Annotated in this window: 21 protein-coding genes and 1 pseudogene; 13 read left to right on the forward strand and 9 right to left on the reverse strand. The window is 73.0% G+C overall.

What is annotated here, in order from left to right; genetic code table 11:
- The first annotated feature begins 140 nt into the window (after positions 1 to 140).
- Positions 141 to 1,895 carry an acetyl/propionyl/methylcrotonyl-CoA carboxylase subunit alpha gene (locus tag EIO00_RS00220; protein WP_140174509.1) on the forward strand — a complete coding sequence of 585 codons (1,755 nt, stop codon included), beginning with the start codon at positions 141 to 143 and terminating at the stop codon, positions 1,893 to 1,895.
- Between the two features lie 106 nt (positions 1,896 to 2,001).
- On the opposite strand, the gene EIO00_RS00225 is transcribed toward EIO00_RS00220, so the two are convergent.
- Positions 2,002 to 2,496, reverse strand: a complete 495-nt coding sequence (locus EIO00_RS00225) for an amidohydrolase family protein (protein WP_140174511.1) — start codon at positions 2,494 to 2,496, stop codon at positions 2,002 to 2,004.
- 233 nt (positions 2,497 to 2,729) lie between these two features.
- Between EIO00_RS00225 and EIO00_RS00230 the strand changes: the two genes are divergently transcribed.
- Positions 2,730 to 3,974, forward strand: coding sequence for an IS110 family RNA-guided transposase (locus tag EIO00_RS00230; RefSeq protein ID WP_140174513.1), 1,245 nt, complete (start codon positions 2,730 to 2,732; stop codon positions 3,972 to 3,974).
- Between the two features lie 30 nt (positions 3,975 to 4,004).
- Here EIO00_RS00230 and EIO00_RS25835 read toward each other — a convergent pair.
- Positions 4,005 to 4,616 (reverse strand): annotated as a pseudogene (locus EIO00_RS25835) (amidohydrolase family protein); the annotation flags it as partial.
- Positions 4,617 to 4,651: 35 nt separating this feature from the next.
- Between EIO00_RS25835 and EIO00_RS00240 the strand changes: the two are divergent.
- From EIO00_RS00240 to EIO00_RS00255, 4 genes are all read left to right on the forward strand, one after another.
- Positions 4,652 to 5,140, forward strand: a complete 489-nt coding sequence (locus EIO00_RS00240; RefSeq protein WP_140174515.1) for a MarR family winged helix-turn-helix transcriptional regulator — start codon at positions 4,652 to 4,654, stop codon at positions 5,138 to 5,140.
- A gap of 169 nt (positions 5,141 to 5,309) precedes the next feature.
- The gene (locus EIO00_RS00245) at positions 5,310 to 6,392 is read left to right on the forward strand and encodes a baeRF2 domain-containing protein (RefSeq protein WP_140174517.1); all 1,083 of its coding nucleotides are present in this window, start codon (positions 5,310 to 5,312) and stop codon (positions 6,390 to 6,392) included.
- 44 nt (positions 6,393 to 6,436) lie between these two features.
- Positions 6,437 to 7,741 (forward strand): hypothetical protein, encoded by a 1,305-nt coding sequence (locus EIO00_RS00250; protein WP_140174519.1) that lies wholly within the window; start codon positions 6,437 to 6,439, stop codon positions 7,739 to 7,741.
- 27 nt (positions 7,742 to 7,768) lie between these two features.
- The gene (locus EIO00_RS00255) at positions 7,769 to 8,104 is read left to right on the forward strand and encodes a DUF5313 family protein (RefSeq protein WP_140174521.1); all 336 of its coding nucleotides are present in this window, start codon (positions 7,769 to 7,771) and stop codon (positions 8,102 to 8,104) included.
- 250 nt (positions 8,105 to 8,354) lie between these two features.
- Here the strand turns inward: EIO00_RS00255 and EIO00_RS00260 are convergent, their stop codons facing one another.
- Both EIO00_RS00260 and EIO00_RS00265 read right to left on the reverse strand, forming a co-directional pair.
- Positions 8,355 to 8,639: a GlsB/YeaQ/YmgE family stress response membrane protein gene (locus tag EIO00_RS00260; RefSeq protein ID WP_140174523.1), complete on the reverse strand. Its 285-nt coding sequence runs from the start codon at positions 8,637 to 8,639 to the stop codon at positions 8,355 to 8,357.
- 169 nt (positions 8,640 to 8,808) lie between these two features.
- A complete protein-coding gene (locus EIO00_RS00265; RefSeq protein WP_140174525.1) occupies positions 8,809 to 10,197 on the reverse strand; it encodes an NAD(P)H-quinone dehydrogenase in 1,389 nt (462 codons plus the stop codon).
- A gap of 97 nt (positions 10,198 to 10,294) precedes the next feature.
- Between EIO00_RS00265 and EIO00_RS00270 the strand changes: the two genes are divergently transcribed.
- The 3 genes from EIO00_RS00270 (at position 10,295) to EIO00_RS00280 (ending at position 13,348) form a co-directional block, all read left to right on the forward strand.
- Positions 10,295 to 10,756, forward strand: a complete 462-nt coding sequence (locus EIO00_RS00270; RefSeq protein ID WP_194151107.1) for a gamma-glutamylcyclotransferase family protein — start codon at positions 10,295 to 10,297, stop codon at positions 10,754 to 10,756.
- A gap of 100 nt (positions 10,757 to 10,856) precedes the next feature.
- On the forward strand, positions 10,857 to 11,654 hold the full coding sequence (locus EIO00_RS00275) for a purine-nucleoside phosphorylase (RefSeq protein WP_140174529.1): 798 nt from the start codon (positions 10,857 to 10,859) through the stop codon (positions 11,652 to 11,654).
- 29 nt (positions 11,655 to 11,683) lie between these two features.
- Positions 11,684 to 13,348 (forward strand): phospho-sugar mutase, encoded by a 1,665-nt coding sequence (locus tag EIO00_RS00280; RefSeq protein WP_140174531.1) that lies wholly within the window; start codon positions 11,684 to 11,686, stop codon positions 13,346 to 13,348.
- A gap of 26 nt (positions 13,349 to 13,374) precedes the next feature.
- On the opposite strand, the gene EIO00_RS00285 is transcribed toward EIO00_RS00280, so the two are convergent.
- The 4 genes from EIO00_RS00285 to EIO00_RS00300 all read right to left on the reverse strand — a co-directional run bounded on the left by EIO00_RS00285 (position 13,375) and on the right by EIO00_RS00300 (position 16,898).
- Complete coding sequence (locus tag EIO00_RS00285) at positions 13,375 to 13,983, reverse strand: PH domain-containing protein (protein WP_140174533.1); 609 nt, start codon at positions 13,981 to 13,983, stop codon at positions 13,375 to 13,377.
- The gene (locus EIO00_RS00290; protein WP_140174535.1) at positions 13,980 to 15,074 is read right to left on the reverse strand and encodes an adenosine deaminase; all 1,095 of its coding nucleotides are present in this window, start codon (positions 15,072 to 15,074) and stop codon (positions 13,980 to 13,982) included. Before EIO00_RS00290 ends, EIO00_RS00285 begins: the two co-directional genes overlap by 4 nt.
- Positions 15,075 to 15,186: 112 nt before the next feature.
- Positions 15,187 to 16,461, reverse strand: coding sequence for a thymidine phosphorylase (locus EIO00_RS00295; protein WP_140174537.1), 1,275 nt, complete (start codon positions 16,459 to 16,461; stop codon positions 15,187 to 15,189).
- 20 nt (positions 16,462 to 16,481) lie between these two features.
- Positions 16,482 to 16,898, reverse strand: a complete 417-nt coding sequence (locus EIO00_RS00300) for a cytidine deaminase (RefSeq protein WP_140174539.1) — start codon at positions 16,896 to 16,898, stop codon at positions 16,482 to 16,484.
- A gap of 300 nt (positions 16,899 to 17,198) precedes the next feature.
- Between EIO00_RS00300 and EIO00_RS00305 the strand changes: the two genes are divergently transcribed.
- From EIO00_RS00305 to EIO00_RS00320, 4 genes are all read left to right on the forward strand, one after another.
- Entirely contained in the window at positions 17,199 to 18,275 is a 1,077-nt protein-coding gene (locus EIO00_RS00305) for a BMP family lipoprotein (protein ID WP_241661029.1), read from the forward strand.
- Positions 18,276 to 18,393: 118 nt separating this feature from the next.
- Entirely contained in the window at positions 18,394 to 20,088 is a 1,695-nt protein-coding gene (locus EIO00_RS00310; protein WP_241661030.1) for an ABC transporter ATP-binding protein, read from the forward strand.
- Positions 20,081 to 21,340: an ABC transporter permease gene (locus tag EIO00_RS00315; RefSeq protein WP_140174541.1), complete on the forward strand. Its 1,260-nt coding sequence runs from the start codon at positions 20,081 to 20,083 to the stop codon at positions 21,338 to 21,340. The genes EIO00_RS00310 and EIO00_RS00315 overlap by 8 nt, the downstream gene beginning before the upstream one ends.
- Position 21,341: 1 nt before the next feature.
- Positions 21,342 to 22,634, forward strand: a complete 1,293-nt coding sequence (locus tag EIO00_RS00320) for an ABC transporter permease (protein WP_140174543.1) — start codon at positions 21,342 to 21,344, stop codon at positions 22,632 to 22,634.
- Between the two features lie 127 nt (positions 22,635 to 22,761).
- On the opposite strand, the gene EIO00_RS00325 is transcribed toward EIO00_RS00320, so the two are convergent.
- Positions 22,762 to 23,526 (reverse strand): SDR family NAD(P)-dependent oxidoreductase, encoded by a 765-nt coding sequence (locus EIO00_RS00325; RefSeq protein WP_140174545.1) that lies wholly within the window; start codon positions 23,524 to 23,526, stop codon positions 22,762 to 22,764.
- Between the last annotated feature and the right edge of the window lie 120 nt (positions 23,527 to 23,646).

Here is a 23,646-nt window from a genome sequence, read left to right on the forward strand (position 1 = left end):
CCAGAAAGCGGGGGCTTACGAAAGTCCGCCGAACGCGGTTATCTAGACTGCCCAGCAGGTTCGCTCAAGTCGCCGGTGCGGTGCGGGCACGCTGGTCAGCGCGGTTCCGCGCCAGGGCGGCACCTCGGGAGGAGACGTAGGTGCGCAAGGTCCTGATCGCCAATCGCGGTGAGATCGCCGTACGTATCGCCCGTGCCTGCAGAGATGAGGGCCTGGCGAGCGTGGCGGTGTACGCCGAGCCGGATCTGGACGCGTTGCACGTGCGGGTCGCCGACGAGGCGTACGCACTGGGCGGGCGCACCGCGGCCGAGAGCTACCTCGACATCGACAAGATCCTCAAGATCGCGACGGAGTCGGGGGCGGACGCGGTGCATCCCGGATACGGCTTCCTGGCCGAGAACGCCGACTTCGCCGCCGCGGTGCACAACGCCGGGCTGACCTGGATCGGCCCGCCGCCGGAGGCGATCCGGGCGCTGGGCGACAAGGTGCGGGCCCGGCACATCGCGCAGAAGGTCGGCGCGCCGCTGGTGGCCGGGACCAAGGACCCGGTGTCGGGCGTGGAGGAGGTGCTGGAGTTCGCCCGCGAGCACGGCCTGCCGATCGCGATCAAGGCCGCCTACGGCGGCGGCGGACGCGGGCTGAAGGTGGCCCGCACCCCGGAGGAGATCCCCGACCTGTACGAGTCGGCGGTGCGCGAGGCGGTCGGGGCGTTCGGCCGCGGCGAGTGCTTCGTGGAGCGTTACCTGGACCGTCCCCGGCACGTGGAGACCCAGTGCCTGGCCGACGCGCACGGCAACGTGGTGGTGGTCTCCACCCGGGACTGCTCGCTGCAGCGCAGGCACCAGAAGCTGGTGGAGGAGGCCCCGGCGCCGTTCCTGACCGAGGAGCAGGTCGAGCTGCTGTACTCCTCCTCCAAGGCGATCCTGAAGGAGGCCGGGTACGTCGGCGCCGGCACGTGCGAGTTCCTGGTCGGGCGGGACGGGACGATCTCGTTCCTGGAGGTCAACACCCGGCTGCAGGTCGAGCACCCGGTCACCGAGGAGGTCACCGGCATCGACCTGGTGCGGGAGATGTTCCGCATCGCCGCCGGCGAGCCGCTGGGCTATGACGACCCGCCGGTGCGCGGCCACTCCATCGAGTTCCGCATCAACGCCGAGGACGCCGGCCGCAACTTCCTGCCCGCCGTGGGCACCCTGTCCACCTGGCGTCCGCCGTCCGGCCCCGGGGTCCGGCTGGACGCCGGGTACGAGGAGGGGGCGTCCGTCCCGCAGGAGTACGACTCCCTGATCGCCAAGCTGATCGTCACCGGCGCCACCCGGCGGCAGGCCATCGAGCGCTCCCGGCGCGCGCTGGCCGAGATGCAGGTCGACGGGATGCCGACGGTGCTGCCGTTCCACCGGGCGGTGCTGGAGGACCCGGCGTTCGTCTCCGAGCCGTTCTCCGTCCACACCCGGTGGATCGAGACCGAGTTCGACAACACCATCGAGCCCTACCCCGCCGTGCCCGCCGAGGAGGCCGAGGAGGCCGAGCGCGAGCGCATCACCGTCGAGGTGGGCGGCAAGCGCCTGGAGGTCGTGCTGCCCGCCGGTCTGGGGGCGCTGGGCGGTCAGCCCGGCGGGGGCAAGGCCGCCCCGGCCCGGCGCCGGCGCGGCAAGAAGACCGGCGTCGCCGCCGGCGGCGACGCCCTGGTCAGCCCCATGCAGGGCACCATCGTCAAGGTCGACGTGGAGGAGGGCGCCACCGTCGAGGCCGGCGACACCATCGTGGTGTTGGAGGCGATGAAGATGGAGCAGCCCTTGACCGCGCACAAGCCCGGCGTGGTCACCGGCCTGTCCGCCGAGGTCGGCGCCACCGTCAGCAGCGGCGCCGTGATCTGCGAGATCAAGGACGCCTGAGCCCGCCCCTCGTCGCGGCTCCCGCGCGGCTCCCGGCCGTTCCGCGGCCGGGAGCCGCGCGCCGTCTTCGGCGTCGTCGCGGGAGGCGGAGGGGATCTCTCCGGGGTCAGCGCAGGCGGGCGGCGACGGTGGGCAGGAGCCGAAGGGCGTTGGCGCGGTCGATGGCGGCGCGCGCCGACGGGCTGATCGCCGGGTCGCGGTCGAAGGCGCGGCGGGCGTGGGCGACCTCGTGCGCCTCCACCTGAGGCCAGTCGGTGCCGTACAGGACGCGTTCGGCGCCGACGGCGCCGAGCAGCGTCGGCGAGGCGTAGGGCGACACCGGCATGGCCGTGTCGTAGTAGAAGCGCTTGAGCGCCCGGCGGAAGGCGTCGGGATCGGGCCCCTCGCCCCGGCGGCCGGCCCGTTCGACGCGGGCCGCGATGTAGGGGAGGAACCCGCCGCCGTGGGAGAGGATGACCGAGATCCGGGGGTAGCGGTCCAGCGTTCCCGAGGCGATGAGGCTGAGGGCGCAGCGGGTGGTGTCGTACATGAAGTCGGCGATGTAGTTCTCGACGCCGGGGATCGGCTCGGGATCCTCGGGAAGGGCGTCGGGGTTGGTCACTGGTGCACCCTCCTTGGTGCGGGCACTGGAAGAGTGCTCGTGGTTGGATGCCGGTGAGAGCCGGGGTGACGGCCTGGGTGGGTCGCTGTGCGACAGCCCGCATGACACTGCCGCCCCCGGCTCTCCCGGGACTGTGGACCGGCAACAGAGGGATGCGCCGCAGAGCGCCAGTCAGTGACCGCCCGGAGAGCAGTCCCGTCACCGGTTTGTCGCCGATGAGCTGAAGGAGCCCTGTGGCACTGCCGGACTGCGTTTACTACGTCGGGATCGACTGGGGATCGTCCGAGCACGCGGTATGCGTGATCGACGAGGCCGGGAAGATCAGAACCCGGTTCACCGTCGCCCACAGCGCCGCCGGGTTCACCGAGCTGGCCCGCCGTCTGGGCAGGCTGGGCGAGGCCGAGCAGGTGCCGATCGGGATCGAGCGCCCCGACGGCCGGCTGGTGGACGTCCTGCTGGAGGCAGGACACCCGGTGGTGCCGGTGAAGTCGAACGCGATCAAGGCATGGCGGGACGCCGAGGTGCTGTCGGGAGCCAAGTCCGACGCCGGCGACGCTCACGTCATCGCCGAGTACCTGCGGCTGCGCCAGCACCGGCTGACCCCGGCACGGCCGTATTCGGACCAGACCAAGGCGCTGCGCACGGTGGTGCGCACACGCGACGACATCGTCAAGCTGCGGGTGATGGCGACCAACATGCTCTCCTCGCTGCTGGATGCCTTCTGGCCCGGCGCCAAGGAGATCTTCAAAGACGTCGAGTCGCCGATCGGGCTGGCGTTCCTGACCGACTATCCGACCCCGGCCTCGGCGGCCCACCTGGGCGAGAAGCGGATCGCGGCGTTCTGCGCCCGGCACGGCTACTCCGGCAAGCGCCCCGCAGCGGTGCTGCTGGCCCGGCTGCGGTCGGCCCCGCCCGGGGTGATGGGCCAGGCCGAGACCGCCGCAGGCCGCGACGCCGTGCTGGCCCTGGTCGCGGTCCTGAAGACCCTCGGCACGGTGCGCAAGGACCTGGACCGCTCGGTCCGGGCACGGCTGGCCGAACATCCCGATGCCGCCGTGTTCACCTCGCTGCCCAGGGCCGGGCAGATCCGGGCCGCACAGGTCCTGGCCGAATGGGGAGACGCCCGCTCCGCCTACGACGGCCCCGACGCGGTCGCGGCGTTCGCCGGAGTCGCTCCGGTCACCAAGGCGTCCGGACGTCACCACGCGGTCACCTACCGGTGGGCCTGCAACAAACGCTTCCGCCAGGCCATCACCGGCTTCGCCGACAACAGCCGGCACGCCAATCCCTGGGCCGCCGGCATCTACCAGCGCGCCCGCGCCCGCGGCATGGACCACCCCCACGCCGTCCGTGTCCTGGCCCGCGCCTGGATACGGGTGATCTACCGCTGCTGGCTCGACGGCATCCCCTACGACCCCGCCAAACACGGGACCGCAGCCGCACAAACCAAGCAAGCGACCACTCCATCTGCTGCTTGAGGTTGACACAGGGGGTGTCATGATGACGGCGCGGCGCCGGTTCAGCTCCTCGAACAGCGGGTCGAAGACCTTGTCCCCCAGGTAGCGGCCGCCGGCGGTGTTCATCATCAGCACTCCGTCGGCGCCGAGCTCGTCCAGCGCGTACTCCGCCTCCCGCAGCGCCACGTCCACGTGCAGCAGCGGCAGGTAGGCGAAGAAGCCGAAGCGGGTGGGGCGATCCCGGACCAGGTCGGCCAGGGACTCGTTGAAGACCCGCGCGCCGGCGGCGGCGACGGACTTGTCGTGGAAGACCTCCGAGGGGGCGGGGGCGGAGGCGACGCCGAGGGCGATCCGGTTGGCGTCCATGGTCTCCAGGGTCTTGTTCAGGTCCCACTGTCCCCAACGGGGGCCGCCCCGTGGGGGCAGCAGACCGTGTTCGACCGCCCAGGCGCGCATGGCGGGGGGCACCGCGTGATGGTGGGTGTCGATGCGTCCGGCCGCGGAACGCCCGGTGGGGGACCCGGCGGCGGGTCCGGTGACGTGGGCGGCGCCGGCCGCGGCCCCGGCGCCGAGGGCGACCGCGGCCAGCGCGCCCGCGCGCAGTGCGGTGCGTCGGTTGACGGATGAGTTCTGCATAGCCAGAAGCATCCGAGACAATCTCATCTGAGACTATCTGGCTAGCCCCCTATCATGGGCTGGTGCCGACCCCACCCATGACCGCCATCGGCGACCCGAACGGCGACGACGTGGCCCTGGGAATGCTCCTGGCGACGGCGCATCAGCACGCCCGGCGCGTCCTCGACCGGGCCCTCGGGCACCTGGGCATCCAGACCCGTCACTTCGGCGTGCTGGCGGCCCTCGACAGGCACGGCCCCGTCAGCCAACGCGAGCTCAGCTCCCTGCTCGACCTCGACAAATCGACGATGGTCCGGATCATGGACGAGCTGGAGCGCCACGGCCTGGCCGTCCGCAACCGCGACGCCCGCGACCGGCGCGCCTACGCGATCGAGCTGACCCCCCGCGGGCGCGCCACGGTCCGGGCGAGCGGCGAGGCCGCCGCCCGGGCGGCCGCCCGGCTCTTCGGCGGCCTCGCCCCGACGGACCGCGAACGCCTGGTCGCGATGCTCGGCGAGATCATCGCGCGCGCCGCCGACCCGCCGCCGGCGGACCCCGCTCCCCCGCGCTGAGCCTCGCCCCGTCCCTCCCCGCCCCCTCTCCCCCGCCCGGACCGACGATCGCCGGATGCGCGCATCGCCCACGGCACGGCGGTCGCCACGCCGCGGGCCTCCGGGTCTCGGCGCCGGGCAGGCATGGATCCCGCCTGCTGGGTACGGGCGGACGCGAAGGAGGGATCTCGTGAAACTGGCCTATCTACGTCCCCTGTACGAGCACTCCGGTCCGTTCACCTCGGTCTACCTGGCCACCGAACGGCACACCGCGGACGCCGCCAAGGCCCTCGCCCTGCGCTGGCGGCACGCGCGGACCGAGCTGAGCAGGCTCGGTGTCGACGAGGCGACCCTCCGTGCGCTGGAGGAGATCATCACCGACCGGGACAACGCCGCCCCGGGGCGTGCGCTGTTCGCCGCCGACGGCCGGGTGGTGCACCACGAGGTGCTGCCCGAACCCCCGCCGCAGATGCTGCTCAAGGTGGGCGAGCTGCCGTATGTCATGCCGCTGCTGGCGAGCCGGCGCGAACCGGTCCCGCATGTGTGCGTCAAGGCCGACCGCACGGGCGCGGAGATCATCAGCGTGACCGACAAACGGCAGGTCACCACCGTGGACGGGATGGACTGGCCGATTCGCAAGGTCCGGGCGGGCGGCTGGTCGGAGTCGCACTTCCAGCGCAACGCCGAGGAGACCTGGGAGGCCAACGCCCGAGAGGTGGCCGCGGCGGTCGTCCGGGAGGCCGAGGCGGTGGACGCCGCGGTGATCATCGTGGCCGGCGACGTCCGCGCCCGCGAGCTGATCGCGCACGACCTGGGAGAGCGGTGGGCCTCCCGGACGGTGATCACCGATCGGGGCGCCCGCAACGCCGGGGCCGATGAGGAGCTGCTGGAGAAGGAGGTCGGCCGGATCCTGCGCGAGGTGCAGGACCGGCGCCTGGCCGAGGTGATGGCGCGGTTCCGCGAAGGGCACGGGCGCGGCGACGCGGTCGCCGGGCTGGAGGCCGTCACGGAGGCGCTGCGCAACGGGCAGGTGGAGACCCTGCTGGCGGCCGGCGGCCGGATCCGCGGCGAACTGTGGTTCGGTCCGCAGGCCCACGAACTGGCCACCACCAAGAAGGCCCTGCAGGAGATGGGCGTGTCCGATCCGCGTCCCGCGCCGGCCGGATCGGTGCTGGCCCGCGCGGCGACGGCCACGGACGCTGAGATCCTGTTCCCGCGGGAGTTGGACGCACCCGGCGGACTGGGCGCCGTGCTGCGCTACACCCAACCCTGACCGGGAAGCCCGCCGAGGCGACCCGAGGCAGAAGGCGGAAGACCATGACCACCCTCATCGCCCGGCTCACCGCCGCATCGGCGGCGGCCGGGCTGTTGCTGTGCACCCTCATGACGGCGCCCGCGGGCGCGGACACCGTCAGCCAGATCGCCGACGGGCTGAGCCGCTCCCGGCTGTATGTGACCACCGAGGCGCGCGGCGCCTTGGACCCGGCCGGCCAGGAGCGGGTGCGGCGGGCGCTGGAGGCCGCCGAGCAGGCCGACATCCGGGCGGTGGTCACCAAGCCGGACGTCACCCAGCAGTCGCTGATCCGGATGCTGGACGCGGTGCGCGCACGGGTCGGCCGCGGCGACACCTATCTGGCCGTCACCGCCGACAACCGGATGCTGGGGATCTCCGACGAGCTGTCCGGCCGGGAGATCAACCGGCTGATCTCGCAGACCAGCGGCGGCGACATCGACGACCGGCTGGTGGAGTTCGCCGCCCTGGCCGAACGCGAGGCCGCCCGCGACGCCCGATCCGGCGCGATCACCACGTTCACGCTGCTGGGGCTGCTGGTCCTGGTGACCGCGGGACTGGTCGTGATCGGGCTGGTGTCCGGCAACCGGCGCCGCCGCCGCGCCGAGCTGCAGATGGCGGAGCTGAAGGAGGGCGTCCAGGAGGACATCACCCGGCTCGGCGAGGACATCGTGGCCCTGGACCTGAACGTCACCGACCCGTCCCTCGACCCGGCGATCCGCGAGGAGTACGAGCAGGCGCTGAACTCCTACGACGCGGCCAAGGCGGCGGTGGAGGCGGCGCGGCGCCCAGAGGACATGCGCAACGTCACCGCGGCGCTGGAGGACGGCCGCTACCACATGACGGCGGTCCGCGCCCGGCTGGCCGGCGAACCCGTCCCCGAACGCCGGCCGCCGTGCTTCTTCAACCCCCAGCACGGGCCGTCCGTCCGGGACGTGCTGTGGGCGCCGCCGGGCGGTGCGCCCAGGGACGTGCCCGCCTGTGCGGCGGACGCGGACGCCGTGGAGAATGGGGCCGACCCGGACGCCCGGCTGGTGCCGGTGGACGGCGTCCGGCGCCCGTACTGGGAGGCCGGTCCCGCCTATGCACCGTACGCCGGGGGCTACTACCGGGGGTACGGCGGCGTCGACCTGCTGAGCGGCCTGCTGATCGGGACGGCCCTGGGCTCGATGTTCTCCGGTCCCTACGGGGGCTGGGGCTTCGGCGGCGGCCACATGGGCGGATACGGCGGCGAAGGCGGCTTCGGCGGCGACAGCGGCGGCATCGGCGGAGGCTGGGACTTCGGCAGTGGCGATTTCGGCGGCGGCGACTTCGGCGGCGGCGACTTTTGACCCGATCCCGCGGCGGGGGCACGGCCGGTGAACCGCCTGCCCGGAGACCCCACCGTCTGGCAGTGGATCCGCTACACGCTGGGTTTCCGGCTGCCGCCGGCCAACCGCGACTGGGTGCGGCACGACCTGACCGACGCCGGGTGGCGGGGTCGCATCATGGCCCGCCACCTGGCGCTGATGCTCCCCATCTGCCTGCTGCTCGCGCTGCTGCCCGGCCCATGGTGGCTGCACCTCGCCGTCCCCCTGCTGGCCTTCGCGGCCAGCACGCTGACCGTGGCGATCAGCGCCGACGAACTCCGCGACGCCCGCCTGCGCCAGCACGGCCTGCCGCCCGCCGGCCAGTCGCACCGGGCCCGCCGCTGACCGGCCCCGCCGCACGGGCGCATCGCCGGGCACATCGCCGGGCACATCACCGGGCACATCGTCAAGTACATCGCCGAGTACATCGCCGACCGGTCGTCGAACACGTCGAACGGATGCATCGAACGGAATGCACCGCACGGATGCGCCGCCGACCCGTCGCCGTGGACGTGCCGAAGGGGCCCGCGCAGGGCCCCCTTTCCGCTTGCCGCTCGTCCCTCCCCGCCCCTCCTCGGCACAGAGGGGCGAGCTGTCACTGGTGCGGTCGCGTGCCCGTGCCACGGCGCCGGAACCCGGCGACCAGGGCCACGCCGATGGCGGCCAACCCGATCTGGAAGATCAGTTCGATCCAGTCGATGCCCTTGGTGTCGGCCACGCCGACGGCCTGGGCCAGGGCGGTGCCCACCAGGGCGGCGACGATGCCCACGCCGATGGTCAGCAGCAGCCCGATGGGCTGCTTGCCCGGCAGCACCAGCCGGCCCAACGCTCCGATGATCGCGCCGATGATGATGGCGGTGATGATTCCTGTGGCGGTCACTGGCTTGACCTCCCGTTGAGGATGCCTTCGCGCCACGTGTGCCCGTTCAGCGGCGTTTCTCACATCGCGAGGCGTCCGGCGGCCCTGCGCCCGTCCTCGACGGGCCCCTTCCCGCCCTGCTCGGCGAGCGGTCGGGAGGGCCGGAAACCCGGCGGGCCGGGCGGGCCGGTCAGTAGGCCGAGTCGTGCATCAGCCGGCGGGCGGCCTCGGTGATGCTGCCCGACAGCGAGGGATAGACGGCGAAGGTGTGCGCGACCTGGTCCACCGTCAGATGCTGCTGCACGGCGACGGACAGGGCGAGGATCAGCTCGCTGGCCCGGGGGGCGACGATCACGCCGCCGAGGACGATGCCGGTGGAGGGACGGCAGAACAGCTTGACGAAGCCGTCCTCAAAGCCCTGCATCTTGGCCCGCGGGTTGCTGAACAGCGGCAGCATCACGCTGCGGGCGTTGACCTCGCCGGAGTCGATCATCTTCTGGGTGACGCCGACGGTGGCGACCTCGGGGTCGGTGAAGATGTTGGCGGCCACCCAGCCCAGCTTGAGCGGCTGGACGGCCTCGCCCAGGGCGTGCCACATGGCGATCCGGCCCTGCATGGCGGCCACCGAGGCCAGCATCATCACGCCGGTGCAGTCGCCGGCGGCGTAGATGTGGCCCACCGAGGTGCGCGAGACCTTGTCGACCTCGACGAAGCCGCGCCGGTTGAGCTTGACCCCGGCCTTCTCCAGGCCGATGCCGCGGGTGTTGGGCTCCATCCCGACCGTCAGCAGGCAGTGCGAGCCCTCGATCTTGCGACCGTCCTCCAGGGTGACCACCACCGAGTCCCCGTGGCGCTGCACGGCCGCCGCCCGGGAGCGCGGCAGCACCCGCATGCCGCGGCGCAGGAACACCTCCTGCAGCACGCTGGCGGCGTCGGCGTCCTCGGTGGGCAGGATCCGGTCCCGCGAGGACACCAGGGTGACCTTCGAGCCCAGCGACGTGTACGCCCCGGCCAGCTCCGCGCCGGTGACGCCGGAGCCGACCACGATCAGCTCCTCCGGCAGCTCGGGCAGGTCGTACAGATGCCGCCAGGACAGGATCCGCTCCCCGTCGGGCTCCGAGCCCGGCAGCACCCGCGGGGTCGCGCCGGTGGCGATCAGCACCACGTCGGCGGGCAGGTCGGTGGTGCCGTCCACCGTGACGGTGTGCGGGTCGGTCAGCCGTCCCTCCCCGCGCACGATCCGCACGTCCTCATAGGCCAGCCGCTCGGCCACGTCGAACGACTGCGCCCGGGCCAGCTCCTTGACCCGCTTGTTGACCAGCCCGAGGTCCACCTGCAGGCCGCCGACGATGCCGTCCGGGCCGCCGTCGAACTTCAATCCCAGCGACGCCGACTCGTTCATCACCGCCATCCGGGTCGAGGTGGCGATGAGGGTCTTGGACGGCACGCAGTCGGTCAGCACGCACGCTCCGCCGAGGCCGTCACGTTCCACGATGGTCACATCGGCGCCGAGCTGAGCGGCGACGAGCGCGGCCTCGTAGCCGCCGGGGCCTCCTCCAATGATCACGATGCGGGTCACGCATCCCATTGTTTCGCATCAACACCAGTGCACGGTCCGGGCGTGATATGGCATGCGTTCACCGCGAACGGCCCCGAAAGCCCTACGCTTGGCGTCCGTGGCTCTGTACGCGGCGTACGCCTCCAACATGGATCCCGAGCAGATGGCTCGGCGCGCACCCCACTCCCCCATGCACGGCACCGGCTGGCTGCAGGGGTGGCGGCTCACGTTCGGCGGGCAGGACGTCGGCTGGGACGGGGCGCTGGCCACCATCGTCGAGGAAGCCGGCGAGCAGGTCTTCGTCGTGCTGTACGACGTGCCGGAGTGGGACGAGAAGGAGCTCGACGCCTGGGAGGGCGCGGCCCTCGGCGTCTACCGCAAGATCCGGGTCCGGGTGCACACCCTCGACGGGGACGTGCTGGCCTGGACGTACGTGCTGGACGACTATGAGGGCGGCCTGCCGTCGGCCCGCTACCTGGGCATCCTCGCCGACGCCGCGGAGGCCGCGGGGGCGCCCGACGACTACGTCAAGGAGCTGCGCAACCGCCCCTGCAAGTCCATCGGCGAGCCGCCGATCTGACCCGCAGCCTCCGCTGATCCGGACCGCCCGGGCACGGTCCCGCGCCCCTCGCCGGGCGGCCGGGGCGAGGGGCGGCGGAGGCGGCGGTAATGTCTGGCGGGTGAGCAACGACGCTTTCGACCTGGCCAAGGCCGCCGCCGACGAGCTGCGGTCCCGTACTTTCGACGCGTTCGACGTCGCCCTGGTGATGGGCTCGGGCTGGGTGCCCGCGGCCGATGCGCTCGGCGACCCGGCCGCCGAGCTGCCGGTGACCGAGCTGCCCGGGTTCGCCCCGCCCGCCGTGGAGGGCCATGCCGGCCGCGTCCGCGCCGTGGAGGTGGGCGGACGGCGGGCGCTGGTGTTCCTGGGCCGCACTCATCTGTACGAGGGCCGCGGGGTGGAGCCGGTGGTGCACGGGGTGCGCACCGCCCTGGCCGCCGGGGTCCGCACGGTGGTGCTCACCAACGCCGCCGGAGGCCTGCGGCCGGAGGGCCAGCGGGTCGGCGATCCGGTGCTCATCAGCGACCACCTCAACCTGACCGGCGCCAACCCGGTCGCCGGGGCGCGCTTCCTCGACCTGAGCGACGCCTACAGCCGACGGCTGCGCGCCCTCGCCCGCGAGATCGACCCCTCCCTGACCGAGGGCGTGTACGCGGCGCTGCGCGGCCCGACGTACGAGACCCCGGCCGAGGTGCGGATGCTGCGGACGCTGGGCGCGGACCTGGTGGGCATGTCGACCGTGCCGGAGGCGATCGCCGCGCGGGAGGGCGGCGCCGAGGTGCTGGGGATCTCCCTGGTCACCAACATCGCCGCCGGCCTGACCGACCGCCCCCTGGACCATGAGGAGGTCCTGGAGGCCGGCCGCGCCTCCGCCGCCCGCATGGGCGCCCTGCTGGCCACCCTGCTGCCCAGGCTCTGACCGCCATGTCCGGATCGACGTCACGTTCGATGAGCGAGCTGCGCGACGCCGCCGCCCGGTGGCTGTCCCAGGACCCCGACCCCGACACCCGCGCCGAGCTGCAGGCCCTGTTGGACGCCGGGGACGAGGCCGCGCTGGCCGACCGGTTCGCCTCCGCTCTGCGGTTCGGCACCGCCGGGCTGCGCGGGGAGCTCGGCGCCGGCCCCAACCGGATGAACCGCGTCACCGTCATGCGGGCCGCCGCCGGCCTGGCCGCCCGGCTGCGGGAGGCCGGCGCGGCGGAGCGGCCCGGGGTGGTGATCGGGTACGACGCCCGGCACGGGTCGGAGCGGTTCGCGCTGGACACCGCGGCCGTGGTGACGGGGGCGGGGCTGCGGGCCTGGCTGCTGCCCCGGCCGCTGCCCACTCCGGTGCTGGCCTTCGCCGTCCGGCATCTGGGGGCCGCCGCCGGGGTGATGGTGACCGCCAGCCACAACCCGCCCCGGGACAACGGCTACAAGGTGTACTGGGGGGACGGGGCGCAGATCCTGCCCCCGCTGGACGCCGAGATCGCCGCGGCGATCGACGCGGTGGGCCGGGTGGACGAGCTGCCGCTGGGCGGGCCCGGGGACTGGACCGTGCTGGGCGAGGAGATCGTCGAGGCGTATCTGGCGGCGCTGGACGGGCTGCCGCTGGCCGACTCCCCCCGGGACGTCTCGGTCGCCTACACCCCCTTGCACGGGGTGGGGCTGGAGGTGCTGCGGCGGGCGTTCGCGCGGGCGGGGTTCCCCGAGCCCGTGGTCGTCGCCGAGCAGGCGGAGCCGGATCCGGACTTCCCGACCGTGGCGTTCCCCAACCCCGAGGAGCCGGGCGCGATGGACCTGGTGACGGCGCTCGCCGAACGGACGGGCGCCGATCTGGCCATCGCCAACGACCCCGACGCCGACCGGTGCGCGGTGGCCGTTCCCGGCCCGGACGGGTGGCGGACGCTGACCGGCGACGAGGTGGGCGGGCTGCTGGCCGAGTACGTGCTGCGGCATACCCGCGGCGACGACCGGCTGGTGACGACCACGATCGTGTCCTCCTCGCTGCTGGGCCGGATCGCCGAGCGGCACGGCGTCCGCTTCGCCGAGTCGCTCACCGGCTTCAAGTGGATCATGAAGGCGCGCACCGCCCCCGACGACCGGCAGGTCTTCGGCTATGAGGAGGCCCTGGGCTACAGCGTGGGCGGCGACGGCGGCGTCCCGGTCCGCGACAAGGACGGCATCGGCGCCGCCCTGGCGATCGCCGCCCTGGCCGCCGAGGCCAAGCGGGACGGCCGCACCCTGCTGGATCTGCTGGACGATCAGGCCCGCCGGTACGGGCTGCATCTGACCGCGCCGCTGTCGATCCGGGTGGAGGACCGGTCGCTGATCGCCGACGCGATAGCGCGGCTGCGCCAGTCCCCGCCGACCGTCCTCGGCGGCCTGGAGGTCGCCCGCGTCGACGATCTGTCGACCGGCCCCGACGGTCTCCCGCCGACCGAGGGCCTGCGGCTGCGCATGTCCGGCGCCCGCGTCGTGGTGCGCCCCTCCGGCACCGAGCCCAAGCTCAAGTGCTATCTGGAGGTGGTCCGCCCGCCCGGCGAGACCGACCGGGCCGCCGCCGCCCGCACGCTGGAGGCCGTCCGCGCCGATCTGGCCGCGGCCCTCGGTCTCCCCCGGCCCGGGGCCTGAGCCGGGCGCCTCGGCGACGCGGCCCCTCAGCGCAGCACGGCGAGGACGATGGCCGCCGCCATCGCGACCCCGGGGATCACCAGGGCCGCCAGGGCGGGGCGGGACCAGGCGACGACCCCGGGGGCCTCGCCGGATCGGCGGCGGTGCCTTCCGGCCAGCTCCTGGAGCCGCTCGACGGCGTGGCCGAGGGCGGTGCGGCCGGCGAGCCCGGCGGCCACGCCCGGGGGCAGTTCGCGGGCGCGCTGCCGCAGGCGGCGCTCCTCGCGGGCGCGGGCGCGCGGGGAGGTCTGCAGGATCCAGGCGCGGGCGAGGCGTTCCACGCCCTCCGGGTCGGTGAAGCGGACCTGGAGGGCGTGGGTGGCCTCGATCGCGCGGACGGCGGACCAGGGCACGCGGATGTCGCGGAGCGGGTTGCGGATCTCCACGGCCTCCTCGTCGGCGGTGACGCGGGGGCGCAGGCCCAGCACGTACGCCAGCCCGCAGCCGAACACCAGCACCGCGGCGGCGACCACGGCGGCCATGTCGTCCCCGCGCAGCGCGGTGTCGACCAGCATGAGCGCCGAGAACGCCAGCCACGCCCAGGCGGCGATCCGGCTCGCCGCGGAGCGCAGGACCAGCGGCTTGCCGTCGCTCATGCCAGGGGGCGCCTCCCGGTCCACTTCAGCTGGGCGAACCCGGGCTTGATCACCCCGTTGATCAGCTCCAGCCGCTCGTCGAACCCGATGAACGCCGACTTCATGGCGTTGACGGTGAACCACTGCAGGTCGTCCCAGCCGTACCCGAAGGCCTCCACCAGCTTGGCGAACTCCTCCGAGAGGCTGACCCCGCTCATCAGCCGGTTGTCGGTGTTGACGGTGACCCGGAAGTGCAGTTTGCGCAGCAGCCCGATCGGGTGCTCGGCGATGGAGGGGGCCGCGCCGGTCTGCACGTTGGAGGTGGGGCACATCTCCAGCGGGATGCGCTTGTCGCGCACGTAGGCGGCCAGCCGGCCCAGCTTGGGATGCGGGGTGTCGCGGTCGGTGATGTCGTCGACGATGCGGACCCCGTGGCCGAGCCGGTCGGCCCCGCACCACTGGATGGCCTGCCAGATCGACGGCAGCCCGAACGCCTCCCCGGCGTGGATGGTGAAGTGGGCGTTCTCCCGCTGCAGGTACTCGAACGCGTCCAGGTGGCGGGTGGGCGGGTGGCCGGCCTCGGCCCCGGCGATGTCGAAGCCCACCACGCCCGCGTCCCGGTACCGCACGGCCAGTTCGGCGATCTCCATGCTGCGGGCCTGGTGCCGCATCGCGGTGACCAGCGCGCCGACCCGGATCCCGTGGTCGCGGCCGCCGTCGCGGAACCCCTCCAGCACCGCCTCGACCACCTGGTCGAGCGACAGCCCGGCCTGGGTGTGCAGTTCGGGCGCGTACCTGACCTCGGCGTACACCACGCCGTCCCGCGCCAGGTCCTCGGCGCATTCGTACGCCACCCGCCGCAGCGCCTCCTGCGACTGCATCACCGCGACCGTGTGCCGGAACGTCTCCAGGTAGCGTTCCAGCGATCCCGAGTCCGACGCCTCGGTGAACCAGGTGCGCAGATTGCCGGGATCCATGGTGGGGAGCCCGGTGTAGCCGGCGTCGCGGGCCAGGTCGACGATCGTCTCCGGCCGCAGTCCCCCGTCCAGGTGGTCGTGCAACAGCACCTTCGGGGCACGCCGTATCGCTTCGAGCGTGGGTTGGTCGGTCATCTCCCGCACAGTACCCCAGCCCGCCCCGCCTCATCGGAGGTCAGGGCGGGGACGGGCCGCGACGCCCGCACGGGCCGGGGCCGGCCGGGCCCCGGCCTCGTCGGGCGGCCGCTCAGGCGATCCGGTCGATCACCAGCGGCAGCAGGTCCGGGGCGCCGTCGGGGACGATCGAGATCGCCTCCTCCAGGGCCTCCAGGGCGCGGGGGAAGCGGGCCTCTTCGTCGGTGTAGAGGGTCAGCAGCGGCTGTCCGGCGGTCACCCGCTCACCGGGGACGCGGTGCAGGAGCACCCCGGCCCCGGCCGAGACCGGGTCCTCCTTGCGGGCCCGCCCCGCTCCCAGCCGCCAGGCCGCGACCCCCACCGCGTAGGCGTCCAGCCCGGCCAGCACGCCGGTCGCGGGCGCGGTGACGACATGGGACTCGCGGGCGGCGGGCAGCTCGGCGTCGGGGTCGCCGCCCTGGGCGGAGATCATCCGCCGCCACACGTCCATGGCGGAGCCGTCGGCGAGGGCGTCGGCGGGGTCCTTGCCGTCCACGCCGGCGGCGGCCAGCATCTCGCGGGCCAGGGTGAGGGTGAGCTCCACCACGTCCGGGGGGCCTCCCCCGGCGAGCACCTGCACGGCCTCGGCGACCTCCAGGGCGTTGCCGACCGCGCGGCCCAGCGGCCGGTCCATGGCGGTGAGCAGCGCCACCGTCCGCACCCCGTGGTCGGCGCCGATGGCGACCATGGTCTCGGCCAGCTCGCGGGCCCTGTCGACGGTCTTCATGAACGCCCCGGAGCCGACCTTGACGTCCAGCACCAGCGCCCCGGTCCCCTCGGCGATCTTCTTGGACATGATCGAGGAGGCGATCAGCGGGATCGACTCGACGGTGCCGGTGACGTCGCGCAGCGCGTACAGCTTGCGGTCGGCGGGGGCCAGCCCGCTGCCGGCGGCGCAGATCACCGCGCCGGTCTCCCGCAGCACGCCCAGCATCTCCTCAGGAGACAGCGAGGCCCGCCAGCCGGGGATGGACTCCAGCTTGTCCAGCGTGCCGCCGGTGTGCCCCAGCCCGCGTCCGGACAGCTGCGGGACGGCCGCGCCGCAGGCGGCGACCAGAGGGGCCAGCGGCAGGGTGATCTTGTCGCCGACGCCGCCGGTGGAGTGCTTGTCGGTGGTGGGGCGGTCCAGGCCGGACCAGTCCATCCGCTCTCCGGAGCGGATCATCGCCTCGGTCCAGCGGGCGACCTCGGCGCGGTCCATGCCGTTCAGCAGGATCGCCATGGCTAGCGCGGCCATCTGCTCGTCGGCGACCTCGCCGCGGGTGTAGGCGTCCACCACCCAGTCGATCTGCGCCGGGGTGAGCCGGCCGCCGTCGCGCTTGGTGAGGATGACGTCGATGGCATCCACGGGTGTTCCTCCGGGCGGCTTCAGGCGAGTCGGGTCAGGTCTTCGGCGCCGAACGCGTCCGGCAGCACCTCCGACAGGGGCACCGCGCCCCGGGCGGTCTCCAGCAGCATGCGCGGACCGCCGTGCTCCCACAGCAGCTGACGGCAGCGGCCGCAGGGCATCACCGGGTCGCCGTTGCCGTCCACCACGGACACGGCGACCAGCAGGGGGCGGGAGGAGTCGGCGGGCTTGTCGGGCCCGTGCAGCGCGGAGACCAACGAGCACTCGGCGCACAGGGTGAGCCCGTAGGAGGCGTTCTCCACGTTGCAGCCGGTGATCAGCCGTCCGTCGTCGGTCAACGCCGCGGCGCCCACCGGGAAGTTCGAGTACGGCGCGTAGGCGCGTTCCATCGCCGCACGGGCGGCCTGCCGCAGCCGAGGCCAGTCGATCTCCGTCATGGGGACACCGTACGCCAGCCCCGCCCCTGCCTCGCTCATCGGGCGATACCGACATATGGGACGGACCACCGGCGGGACCGGGTACGATCGCTGCGCCGCGACCGGCGTGACGAACGGACTGCCCGGGCAGTGTCCACGCAGGTAGGACGAAGGGGATTGTCTCCGGATGCCTGCGGTTGGATAACGGTCTTCCCACAAGTTGGCAGTCGCATGGCAGGCGTTATGTCCGGGCGCTGATCCTTATCGACTAGATCGGGCGACCAGAACGGTTCTGCGCCCTGTGTCATGCACTGAGGAGGCATGGTGGCTAAGTTGATGCGGCTGGTCGCCGGGGCGGCCGGGCTCGCCCTCGCGATCGCCGGCTGCGGCTCGGCTCCCGAGGAGGGCGGCGAGAAGGCCGGCGGCGCCTCGGATTTCTCGGCCTGCATGGTGACCGACGTCGGCGGCATCGACGACCGCTCGTTCAACGCCGCGTCGTGGGCCGGGATGCAGGCGGCGGCCAAGAACACCGGCGCCAAGGTGCAGTACGTCGCCTCCACCAGCGAGAACGACTACGTGCCCAACATCAACCGGCTGATCTCGCAAAAGTGCGACCTGATCGTCGCGGTCGGCGGGCTGATGGCCAAGGCGACCACGGACGCCGCCAAGGCCAACCCGAACCAGAAGTTCGCCATCGTGGACTCGCAGTCGGTCCCGCCGAACGTGTACGGGATGGAGTTCAACACCGCGCAGAGCTCGTTCCAGGCCGGTTACCTGGCGGCCGCGATGAGCAAGACCGGCAAGGTCGCCACCTTCGGCGGGCTCCCGATCCAGCCGGTCACGATCTTCATGGACGGCTTCTACGAGGGCGTCCAGTACTACAACAAGCAGAAGAACAAGAAGGTCGAGGTCCTCGGCTGGAACGAGGCCAACCCCAAGTCGGGCTCGATGGCCAACTCCTTCACCGACCAGGGCGCGGGCAAGCGGATCGCCAGCAACTTCATCCAGCAGGGCGCCGACATCATCTTCCCGGTCGCCGGCGGCACCGGGCTGGGCGCCGCCGCCGCGGCCAAGGAGAGCGGCGGCAAGGTCAGCGTCATCTGGGTGGACACCGACGGGTGCGAGTCGGCCAGCCAGTACTGTGACGTGTTCCTCACCAGCGTGACCAAGGGCATCGCCGGGGCGGTGCAGACCACGGTCGAGGCGGCGGCCAAGGGTCAGCAGCTCACCGGCTCCTACCTGGGCACCCTGCAGAACAACGGCACGGGCCTGGCCCCCTTCCACCAGTTCGACTCCAAGGTCCCGGCCGAGCTGAAGGCCGAGCTGGAGCAGATCAAGCAGGACATCATCGCCGGCAAGATCAAGATCACCTCGCCGAACCAGCCCAAGAGCAGCTGATCGGCAGCACGTCCGCGGCCATGGGGCGGGACCCTCGACAGGTCCCGCCCCATGGCGCGCCCGATGACCGCCCGCCGCTCACGGCCGGCGGGCGCACGCCGCACGAGGAGGTCGGCGGTTGAGCCTTCAACTCCGCGGGATCACCAAGCGCTTCGGATCGCTGGTGGCCAATGACGGGATCGACCTGGAGGTCCGCCCCGGGGAGATCCACTGCCTGCTCGGCGAGAACGGCGCGGGCAAATCCACCCTGATGAACATCCTCTACGGGCTCTATCAGCCCGACGAGGGGCAGATCCTGCTGGACGGCAGGGAACTGACCATCAACGGGCCCCGGGACGCCATCGCGGCCGGCATCGGCATGGTGCACCAGCACTTCATGCTGGTCCCGGTGTTTACGGTGGCGGAGAACGTCATGCTCGGCGACGAGCGCACGCGCCGGCTGGGCTGGCTGGACCGGCGCCGCGCCCGCCGCGACGTCGCCGCGATCTCGGCCCGGTACGGGCTGCAGGTGGACCCGGACGCACTGGTCGCCGATCTGCCGGTGGGCGTGCAGCAGCGGGTGGAGATCATCAAGGCGCTGATCCGCGACGCCCGGGTGCTGATCCTGGACGAGCCGACCGCGGTGCTCACCCCGCAGGAGACGCAGGAGCTGTTCGCCGTGATGCGCTCGCTGCGCGAGGCGGGCCGCTCCATCGTCTTCATCACCCACAAGCTCAAGGAGGTCAAGGCGATCGCCGACCGGATCACCGTGATCCGGCGCGGAGCGGTCGTCGGGACCGCCACCCCCGACGCCTCGGAGGTGGAGCTGGCCGGTCTGATGGTGGGCCGCCGGGTGCGGCTCACCGTCGACAAGGAGCCCGCCGCCGTCTCCCCCGACACTCCGCCGGCGTTCTCGGTGGAGAACCTGACCGTGCTGGACGAGTCGGGCCAGGCCGCCGTGGACGGCGTCAGCTTCGACATCCGGCCCGGGGAGATCCTCGGCATCGCCGGCGTGCAGGGCAACGGCCAGACCGAACTGGCCGAGGCGATCCTGGGGCTGCGCCCGGTCGCCGAGGGCCGGATCGTGCTGGACGGCCGGGACCTGACCGGCGACTCGCCCCGGCAGCGGCTGCGCGCCGGCATTGGCTACGTCCCCGAGGACCGCAACCACGACGCGCTGGTCGCCGACTCCAGCGTCGCCGAGAACCTGGTGCTGGACCTGTACGACCGGCCGCCGTTCGGGCGGCGCGGGTCGATGGACGTGCGCGCGATCCGCGCCAACGCCCGGCAGCGGGTCGAGGAGTTTGACATCCGCACCGCCTCCATCGACACCCCGGTGGGCGCCCTGTCCGGCGGCAACCAGCAGAAGGTGGTCGTCGCCCGGGAGATGTCCCGGCCGCTGCGGCTGCTGGTGGCCGCCCAGCCCACCCGGGGCGTGGACGTCGGCGCGATGGAGTTCATCCACAAGCGGATCGTGGCCGAGCGCGACCTGGGCCGGCCGGTGCTGATCATCTCCACCGAGCTGGACGAGATCTTCGGGCTGGCCGACCGGATCGCGGTGATGTACCGGGGGAAGATCATGGCGATCGTCCCGCCGGACACCTCCCGCGAGCACATCGGCCTGCTGATGGCGGGCGCCCACCCGGAGGAGCCGGGCGGCGCGAAGGGGCCGGAGAGGCCGGAGGGAGGATCCGGGCCGGCCACGTCGGCCGAGTCGCTCAAGCCGACGGGACCGGGCGGACCGGACGAGACCGCCGAGGCCGCCGGGATCGCCGGGACCGGCGCGACCGGCGCACAGGACACCGAGAACGCGAAGGGCGGCGACGATGAGTGAGCAGGCGGCGCCCGTCAAGGACACCGCGACCGGCGAACCCCCGCGGCCCGGACGGTTCCGCCGGTTGGCCGCGCAGATCGCGGCCGGGCCGCCGTGGGTGGTCACGGTCCTGTCGATCCTGCTGGCCATGCTGGTCGGCGCGGTGCTGATCATCGCGTCCGACCAGGAGGCCACCGCGGCGTTCGGGTACTTCTTCGCCCGGCCCGGCGACTCGATCAGCGCCTCCTGGGACGCGGTGTCCACCGCCTACCAGGCGCTGCTGCGCGGCGCGATCTTCAACCCGGACTCCGCCTCCACGGTCACCGACGCGCTGCGGCCGATCAGCGAGACGCTCACCGAGGCCACCCCGCTGATCTTCGGCGGGCTGGCGGTCGGGCTGGCGTTCCGCGCCGGGCTGTTCAACATCGGCGGCCAGGGCCAGCTGATCATGGGCGCGATCGCCACCACCTGGGTCGGCTTCACCCTCGACGCCCCGGCGGTCATCGCGCTGCCCGCGGCGATCCTGGCCGGGCTGGGCGGCGGCGCCCTGTACGGCGGGCTGGTCGGCTGGCTCAAGGCGCGCACCGGGGCGCACGAGGTGATCGTCACGATCATGCTCAACTACGTGGCGTTCCTGCTGCTGGGCTATCTGATCGGCAGCGAGGCGTTCCGCGACCCGGACAACCCGCAGCCGGTCTCCAAGCCGGTGAACGAGGCGGCGCGGCTGCCGCACCTGTTCGGCGATTCGCTGCGGGTGAACGCCGGGCTGCTGCTGGCGCTGGCCGCGGTGGTCTTCGCCTGGTGGCTGCTCAACCGGTCCACGCTGGGCTTCCAGCTCCGCACGGTGGGCGCCAACCCCAACGCCGCCCGCACCGCGGGGATGAGCGTCGGCTACGGGCAGACCATGGCGATGCTGATCTCCGGCGGGCTGATGGGCCTGGTCGGGGTGTCGCAGGTGCTCGGCACCGCCAACGCCAACAACGCCCTCACCCAGCAGATCGACGCCGGGCTCGGGTTCACCGCGATCACCGTGGCGCTGCTGGGCCGGGCCTCCCCGGTCGGCACCGTGGCGGCGGCGCTGCTGTTCGGGGCGCTGCAGGCGGGAGGCCGCGAGATGCAGGCGGCGGCCGGCGTCTCGATCGAGATCGTCACCGTCATCCAGGCCCTGATCGTGCTGTTCGTGGCCGCCCCGGCGCTGGTGCGCGGCATCTTCCGGCTGCGCGGCGAGGGCGAGGGGTCCACCGGTCTGCTGGCGAAGGGATGGAACGGCTGAGATGAGCGACACGCTGACCCCCTCGGCGGGGCCGGCCGCGGCCACCGCCGCCGCCACCGACCGGGGCCACTGGTACGTCGGCGGGGCCATGACCCTGGCGGGCCTGTACGGACTGTGGGCGTTCGGGCTCGGCAGCCGCACCGACGACGGCGCGCAGGCCACCTTCAGCTGGAACCTGGTGGGCGGCCAGGGCCTCCAGGTCCCCGATCTGACCGTGCCCGCCGCGCCCACCGCGATCGTGCTGTCGCTGGTGTGCGTGGCGGTGGGGCTGCTGCGGATCGCGCTGCGGCTGACCGGCCGCCGCCGCGTCGCCGCCACCACCGTCCATCTGGTGGCGTTCGTGGCGGCGTTCCTGGTGTGGGCGACCGCCGGGCACAGCCTGAACTTCACCTCGGTGCTGAACGCGACGGTGCTGGCGGCGACCCCGCTGATCCTGGGGGCGCTGTGCGGTGTGCTGTGCGAGCGCTCGGGCGTGATCAACGTCGCGATCGAAGGGCAGTTCCTGGTCGGGGCGTTCGCCGCCGCGTTCTTCGCGTCGATCACCGACAGCCTGTGGGTCGGGCTGGTCGCCGGGTGCCTGGGGGGCGGTCTGCTGGGGGCGATGCTGGCGGTGTTCGCCAACCGCTACCTGGTGCAGCAGGTGGTCCTGGGCGTGGTCATCAACCTGTTCGCGGCGGGCCTGACGGGCTTTCTGTACGAGCGGCTGATGCAGACCAACCCCGAGTACAACAAGACGATGACGTTCGGGGCGATCGACATCCCGCTGCTGTCGGACCTGCCGGTGATCGGCCCGGTGCTGTTCGGGCAGAACATCGTCTTCTACCTGATGATCGTGCTGATCGCCGTGGTGCAGATCGGGCTGTTCCACACCCGGTGGGGCCTGCGCACCCGGGCGGTCGGCGAGCACCCCACCGCCGCCGACACCGTCGGGATCCGGGTGGTGGGCATGCGCTACTGCAACGTCATCCTCGGCGGCCTGATCGCGGGCCTGGGCGGCGTGTGGCTGACCATCGGGCTGAACATCACCTTCAACAAGAACATGGCCGCCGGCCAGGGCTTCATCGCGCTGGCCGCGCTGATCTTCGGCCGCTGGTCTCCGCTGGGCGCGGTGTCGGCCGCCCTGCTGTTCGGCTTCGCCGGCGGCGTCTCGGTGTCCCTGCAGCCGCTGGAGACCCCGGTGCCGACCGCGTTCTTGAGCATGACGCCGTATCTGGCCACCATCTTCGCCGTGGCCGGCCTGGTGGGCGCCGTCCGCGCTCCCGCCGCGGACGGCATCCCCTACACCAAGAGGTGACCCGACCCGTCGCCGCCGGGACGCGCCCCCGCGTCCCGGCGGCGACGGCTTTCCGGCACGGGATCCGCCCCCGCGCCCGGGCGGTCCGGCCGGCCCCGGCCCGGTCACCGCCCGCCGGGCCGGGCGGTCAGGCGCCGCCGGTGACGGTGACGACCTGGCCGGTGATCCCGGTGTTGGCGGCCGAGGCCAGGAAGACCACCGGGGCGGCGACCTCGGCGGCGGTCAGCAGGCGGCCGATGGGCGCCAGGGCGCTGTAGTGGTCGGCCCACCGGTCGGTGATGAAGCCGTTGGTGTCGGTGCGGGTCAGACCCGGCATGACGACGTTGGACAGGATGTCGCCGTCCTTGCCGAGCGAGAACGCCAGCGAGCGGCTGAATCCGTGCAGCGCCGCCTTGGCCGCCGCGTAGTACTCGCTGCCCGCCGCGCCGTCCGTGGCCAGGCTGGAGGAGATGTGCACCATGCGGCCCCATCCCCGCCACCGCATCACCGGGGTGACCTCGCGGCTCAGCCGGATCGCGCCCTCGACGTTGTGGCGGACCACGGCCTGCCAGGCCTCCTCGGGCACCGTCTCGTACCGGTCCTCGGAGTCGGGGGCGTCCGCGCCCCAGTGCACGGCGTTGTTGACCAGCACGTCGATCCGCCCGGTCCAGTCCGTCGCGGCGCGGGCCAGGGCGGCGGCCGACGCCGGATCGGCCATGTCGTGGCGGACCGCCAGCGCCCGGCCGCCGGCCTGCTCGATCTCCTTGGCCAGCCGTTCGGCCCGGTCCTGCGCCCTGTGGTAGGCGAGCACCACGTCCGCGCCCTCGGCGCCGAAGGCGCGGGCGATCTCACGGCCGATGCCGCCCGACGCTCCGGTGACGATCACGGTCCGGCCGTTCAGTCCAAGATCCATCTCAGCGACTCCCTGTCGTTCGTCGATGGATCCACCGTGCGTCCGCCGGAACGGGGCAACCAGACCGCGCCGATCCTGGCCCCGACAGGGCCAGGATCGGCGGCCCGTCGGCGGGTTAGC

The sequence above is a fragment of the Thermomonospora catenispora genome (genome assembly GCF_006363815.1).
GTDB lineage: Bacteria > Actinomycetota > Actinomycetes > Streptosporangiales > Streptosporangiaceae > Thermomonospora > Thermomonospora catenispora.